The following is a 5,139-nucleotide window of genomic DNA, read 5'->3' on the forward strand; positions in this document are numbered from 1 at the left end:
CGACAGCAGTGCGCGGCCGAACTGCCCGCTGCCACCCCCGACTACGTGGTCGCCTGCGTCGGCGGCGGCAGCAACGCGGCCGGCACGTTCGCCGGGTTCGTCGAGACGTCGGCGAAGCTCGTCGGGGTCGAAGCCGAAGGCGGCTCCGGCGCGGCGAACGGGGAGGTCGGCGTTCTGCACGGCTTCCGGTCGCTGTTCCTGCAGGACGAGCACGGGCAGATCAGGGAGGCGCACTCGATCGCGGCCGGGCTGGACTACCCGGGCGTCGGCCCCGAGCACGCGTACCTGCGCGATCTGGGGCGCGCCCGGTACGTCACCGCATCCGACGGGGAGGCGATCGCGGCCGCCGTCCGGCTCGCGCGGGCCGAGGGCGTGCTGCCCGCCATCGAGTCGGCCCACGCGCTCGCCTGGGTCGTTCGCGCCGCCGGCACACCGGAGCTGCCCAGCGGGTCGACAGTGCTCGTCACCCTCTCGGGGCGCGGCGACAAGGACGTGACCACCCTGATCGCGGAGGCGGACCTCGGATGAAGCTGTTGATGCCCTACATCACCGGCGGGATCGTGCCCGGTTGGACGGCCTTCCTGAGCGCCTTCGCGCACGCCGGGGCCGACATGATCGAGGTCGGGCTGCCGTTCTCCGATCCCACTGTGGACGGCCCCACCATCCAGGAAGCCTCGGACGCGGCGCTGGCCCGGGGCACCACGCCCGCCTCGGTCCTGGCGGACCTCGCCGGAACGCGGGTGGGCATCCCCCTGGTCGCCAGCACGTACGCCAACATCGCGCTGCGGCCCGGGTTCGGCGACGCGCTCGCGGCGGCCGGGGTGACCGGGCTGATCGTGCCCGACCTGCCCCTCGACGAGCTGGCCGGGTTGCACGTGCCGGGCGTCCAGGTGAGTCTGCTCGCCTCACCCGCCACGCCGGACGACCGGCTCGCCGAGATCGGCCGGCGCAGTCAGGGTTTCGTGTACGCCGTGTCGGTCATGGGCACGACCGGCGAACGTGACCGGCTCGCGCCCTCGGCCGTCCTGCTGGCCGCCCGGCTCAAGCAGGTCACCGACCTGCCCGTGCTGGTGGGCTTCGGCATCTCGACCCCGCAGCAGGCGGCCGAGGCGGCGGCGGCAGCCGACGGCGTCATCGTCGGCGCGGCCGTCATGCGGCGCATCCTCGACGGCGCGAACCCCGCCGAGGTCGGGGCCTTCGTGGCGTCGCTGCGGGCCGCGCTGTCGCCGGTGGCCCCCGTGCGATGATCGGCGGTGGCCGTCGACGACGGGGGGCGGACAGTCGACGCATCGGGAGGCAGACCAGTGGCACGCTATCGGGCCATCGCCGCCGACCTCGCCGCCAAGATCCGCGACGGCCACTACCGGCCGGGCGACGCGCTGCCCGCGCAACGCGAGCTGAGCGCGGCGTACGGCGTCACGGTGATGACACTGCGGCAGGCCCTGCGCGAACTGAGCGCCGAAGGGCTGATCGTCCAGCGGCCCGGCAAGGGCACCTACGTCGCGCCGTCGCCCGCGGCGTACCAGCTGGGATCCTTGCGGAGCTTCGGCGACGACCTGCGTGAGCAGGGCCACGAGGTCCACACGACGGTGCTCTCCCGCGCGCAGCGCCGGCTGCCCGCACGCGTCGCGGCCCGGCTGCGGGTCCGCGAGGCCGAGACGGGTCTGCGCCTCGAGCGGGTCCGCGCGTTCGCCGGCCGCCGCGCCATTCACCAGATTTCCTGGGTACGCGAGCCGCACGCGAGCCGGTTGCACGACGTGGACTTCACCGGCACGTCGCTGTACGCGGCCCTGGCCGACCTCGGCGTGACGGTGGCCCGGGCCTCGGAGACGATCCGGCCGGAGGTGTTGAGCGTCGACGTGGCCCGGCATCTGGACGAGGCCGAGGGAGCGCCGGTGCTGGTCAGCGACCGGATCACCTACGCGCCCGACGGGACGGCCCTGGTGACGGACCGGGCGACGATGGTGGGCAGCATGATGCAGATCACCGCCGACCGGGCCGCCACCGGGCTGTCCCTGCACTACGGCGCGGTCTAGCCCGCCATTGACCCGGTGCCGGCTGGTGTGCCGGTGACGGTCAGGTCGCGCACTCGGCCCACGTTGTCGAACGACCCGAAGCCGACCCGCCCCGCGCCGAACGTGGTGTCCTTCGCGGTCAACAGCGGGTCCCGGTCTCCGTCGACGTAGACGGCGATCTCGCCGGTGGCCGGCAGGTGCACCACCCGCACCCGGTGCCACCGGGCATCGGTGATCGCCGGGTTCGCGCCCCGGGACCGGCCGTTCCACTGGTGGTCGATGCGTTCCCGGTCGGCGTTGTCCACCTTGAAGATGCCGTTGTGCGGATAGATCGTGTTGTCGGTGGAGAGGTGGGCGTAGTAGAACTCGGTGTCCGAGCGCCAGCCGAAGACGATGATCACGTCCCGGTTGCTGACCTCCACCGGTGTGTCGAGCCGTACCTGAGCGTCCACCCGCACCGACGACCACGCCGGTCCGGCGGTCAGCACGGCGTACTCGAAGGGTCGGCGCGGACCCGGCCGGCTCTCCCCGGCCTCGGCCAGGATGACCTGGTCGCCTGCGAACCGCCACTTCGCCGGCGTCACCGGCGCCCAGTTGGCCGCCCCGGCGGTGCGGCGCAGCGTGACGTCCCCGACGTCGCCGCTGGCGTACCCGGTGGTGCCGGTCACCTTCCAGACCTTCCCGTTGGCCTTCGCGACGACGTAGAGCTCACCGGCGGCGTCGGTGCCGAAGCGCAGGTCAACCCGATTGGGATCGCCGGGCGCACCCGGCGCGGACAGGTCGCGCATCCGGACCGGGGTTCCCGCCGGGTCGAAGAGGGCGAGCTGGTGGATGGTGGCCAGACCCCGGCCCCGGCGCATCTCGTTGGCCTCGGTGTAGAACACCCGGCCGTCGACCAGGTCACCGAAGACGTACTTGCCGCGCAGCGCGGGCAGCGTCCGCCCCCGGTAGACGAAACCACCGGCCACCGCGACACCGACGTCGTCGGTGCAGTTCCAGCCGGCGGCGGGGTCGTGGTCGTACGCGGCGACGGGATAGGTGTAGCCGTAGCTGGCGTCGTCGGCGGGCAGCGGGAGCAGCCGGTCGCAGGGGTTGGTGGCCGTCTTGTCGAAGACGAATGAGCCTTCCCGCTCGCTCCAGCCGAAGTTGTCCCCGGCACGGACCTCGTAGATCGCCTCGACGGCGTGTTCACCGATGTGCCCGAGGTACATCCGACCGGTCGCCCGGTCCCAGCTGAACCGGTGCGGGTCCCGGAAACCCACCGCGTAGAGCTCGCCGAGCGCGCCCGCCCGCCCGACGAACGGGTTCCCCGGTGGGATGCCGTAGCGCCCGTTCGCGGCGTTGGTGCCCCGGGGGTCGATCCGCAGCAGCTTGCCGTGCGGCACCGCCAGGTTCTGCGGGTCGGTGTTGCGCGCGCCCTGCCCGCCGTCGCCGACGGCGAGGTACAGCAGGCCGTAGTCGCGGTCGTGGCGCTTGGCAGTGGGGTTGAAGTTGATTTCCTGGATGCCGTGCACCTGGCCGCCGAAGCCGATGCGCAGCACCTCGCGGTGCGTACCGGCGAAGGTGGCGGCGCCCGGGTCGGTCGCCGTCCACTCGATGATGACGCCGTGGAAGAGCGTGTTGGGCTGGGCGTAGTCCGGTACGGCGGTCGTCGTCGACGCCAACTCGGTGTGGATGGTGTAGAACCGGCCGTTCACCCCGAACTCCGGATGGAACGCGACATACCCGAAGCCCTGGCCGAGCCCACGACCGGAGAAGAACCGCGGCGCGAACGTCGCGGCCACGTCCAGGTAGACGTGCGGCACACCATTCTCGACGAGGTAGAGGCTGCCGTTGAGGTCGGGCACCGCCCGTCGGCCGGAGCCGTCGGGCACCTCCATGATGGTGTTGATCCGCGCGGTACGCATGAGCCGCGCGTCGGTCGGCGCCGGCGTGGGGTACGACTGCGGGAAGCTGGCGTACTCGCTGAGCACCAGCCCGAGTCGGGACTGGGTCGGCATCTCGGGGATCGGGTCGTAGACCGCGTCGGCGGCCCGTGCGGGCGTGGCGACCAGTGTGGACAGGATCAGCACGAGGGCGGTGAGGCCGGCCCTCACTGTTAGCCGGGGGGTGGTGCCGGCGCGGCGGTGCACTGTGCGCACGCGTGTCTCCTTCTCGGTGGGACGGTGCCGAGGGTGGTCAGCGGGCAAGGTGGCGGTACTGCCTCCGTACGTCGTTCGCGGAGACCACACTGTCGAGGAACATCAGGCCGTCCATCCGGCAGTCGCACGGGTTGCGTTCCACCGTGTCCTGCGGGAAGCTGCCGCCGATCTTGATGCCCCGGGGGTCGGACGCGCTGGTCAGGTGCGGGCCGGGTCCGGACACCAGCCACGGGTCGTCGGTGCGGGTGTAGAAGCCGTCCACCGGTTCACCGTTGCGGTAGAGGGCGAGCGCGCCGGTGTCGAAGTCGAAAGTGGCGGCCAGGTGCACCCACTGCCCCACCGGCAGCAGCTCGCGCCAGTCCTGGGTGGCGGCGAAGGTCTGCGAGTTGCCGCCGTCGAGCCGCCGGCCGAGCGCGACGAGGCGCACCTGCCCGTCGACGTCGATCAGCTCCAGCAGGGCGCGGACGCCGTGGCCGTCGGAGTCGCCGGTCAGCACCCCGGCCAGACCGATGGCGTTGTACCTGTCGTCCGGGTCGGCGGTGGTGGAGTTGGGCAGCGGGCTGTCCATGTTCAGCTTGAACCAGCCCATCACCGTGGTGCCGGCGGTGGCGCTGAAGGCGCGCAGCGTCCGCACCCCGCTGGCCGACCAGGTGCCGGCCTTCCAGTCGTCGTTGCCGGCACCAGTGGGGTCGACCTGGCGGGTCTGCACCGCGTTGCGGCTGCCCCGGTAGGCGTGGTCCGGCACCCGCATCGCCGCGCCGCCGTTGACCAGCTCGATCTCGGTGCCGGAACGGCCCTGGTCGCGTTCCAGGGCCGGGTCGCCGGGCACCGGGTGGTCGAAGTCGTACGCGGCGACCAGATGCGTGCGCAGCGCCGGGTGGACGTCGGGCGAGGTGTGCCGGTCCGCCTGTGCCGGTGGCGTGCCCACACCGGCCAGGACGCCGATCGCCAGCAGGGAGACGGCCGCTCGTCGGGCAGTGGAC

At 72.6% G+C, this 5,139-nt stretch carries 5 protein-coding genes; 3 read left to right on the top strand and 2 right to left on the bottom strand.

Annotation, left to right across the window (positions count from 1 at the left end):
• The 3 genes from KBX53_RS21540 to KBX53_RS21550 all read left to right on the top strand — a co-directional run.
• Window positions 1-528 (top strand): pyridoxal-phosphate dependent enzyme (locus KBX53_RS21540; protein ID WP_210861260.1); only part of this gene is annotated, 528 nt, incomplete at its 5' end.
• Window positions 525-1,247 (top strand): tryptophan synthase subunit alpha, encoded by a 723-nt coding sequence (gene trpA / locus KBX53_RS21545; RefSeq protein WP_210861261.1) that lies wholly within the window; start codon window positions 525-527, stop codon window positions 1,245-1,247. The genes KBX53_RS21540 and trpA, both read left to right, overlap by 4 nt.
• Window positions 1,248-1,304: 57 nt before the next feature.
• Window positions 1,305-2,036 carry a GntR family transcriptional regulator gene (locus KBX53_RS21550; RefSeq protein WP_210861263.1) on the top strand — a complete coding sequence of 244 codons (732 nt, stop codon included), beginning with the start codon at window positions 1,305-1,307 and terminating at the stop codon, window positions 2,034-2,036.
• Here KBX53_RS21550 and KBX53_RS21555 read toward each other — a convergent pair.
• A complete protein-coding gene (locus KBX53_RS21555; protein WP_309140825.1) occupies window positions 2,033-4,156 on the bottom strand; it encodes a PQQ-dependent sugar dehydrogenase in 2,124 nt (707 codons plus the stop codon). The two genes, KBX53_RS21550 and KBX53_RS21555, sit on opposite strands and share 4 nt — an antisense overlap.
• A 37-nt stretch (window positions 4,157-4,193) precedes the next feature.
• Window positions 4,194-5,139 (bottom strand): LamG domain-containing protein (locus KBX53_RS21560; protein ID WP_247675996.1); only part of this gene is annotated, 946 nt, incomplete at its 5' end.

The organism is Micromonospora sp. M51 (assembly GCF_018070305.1).
Taxonomy (GTDB): Bacteria; Actinomycetota; Actinomycetes; order Mycobacteriales; family Micromonosporaceae; genus Micromonospora; species Micromonospora parva.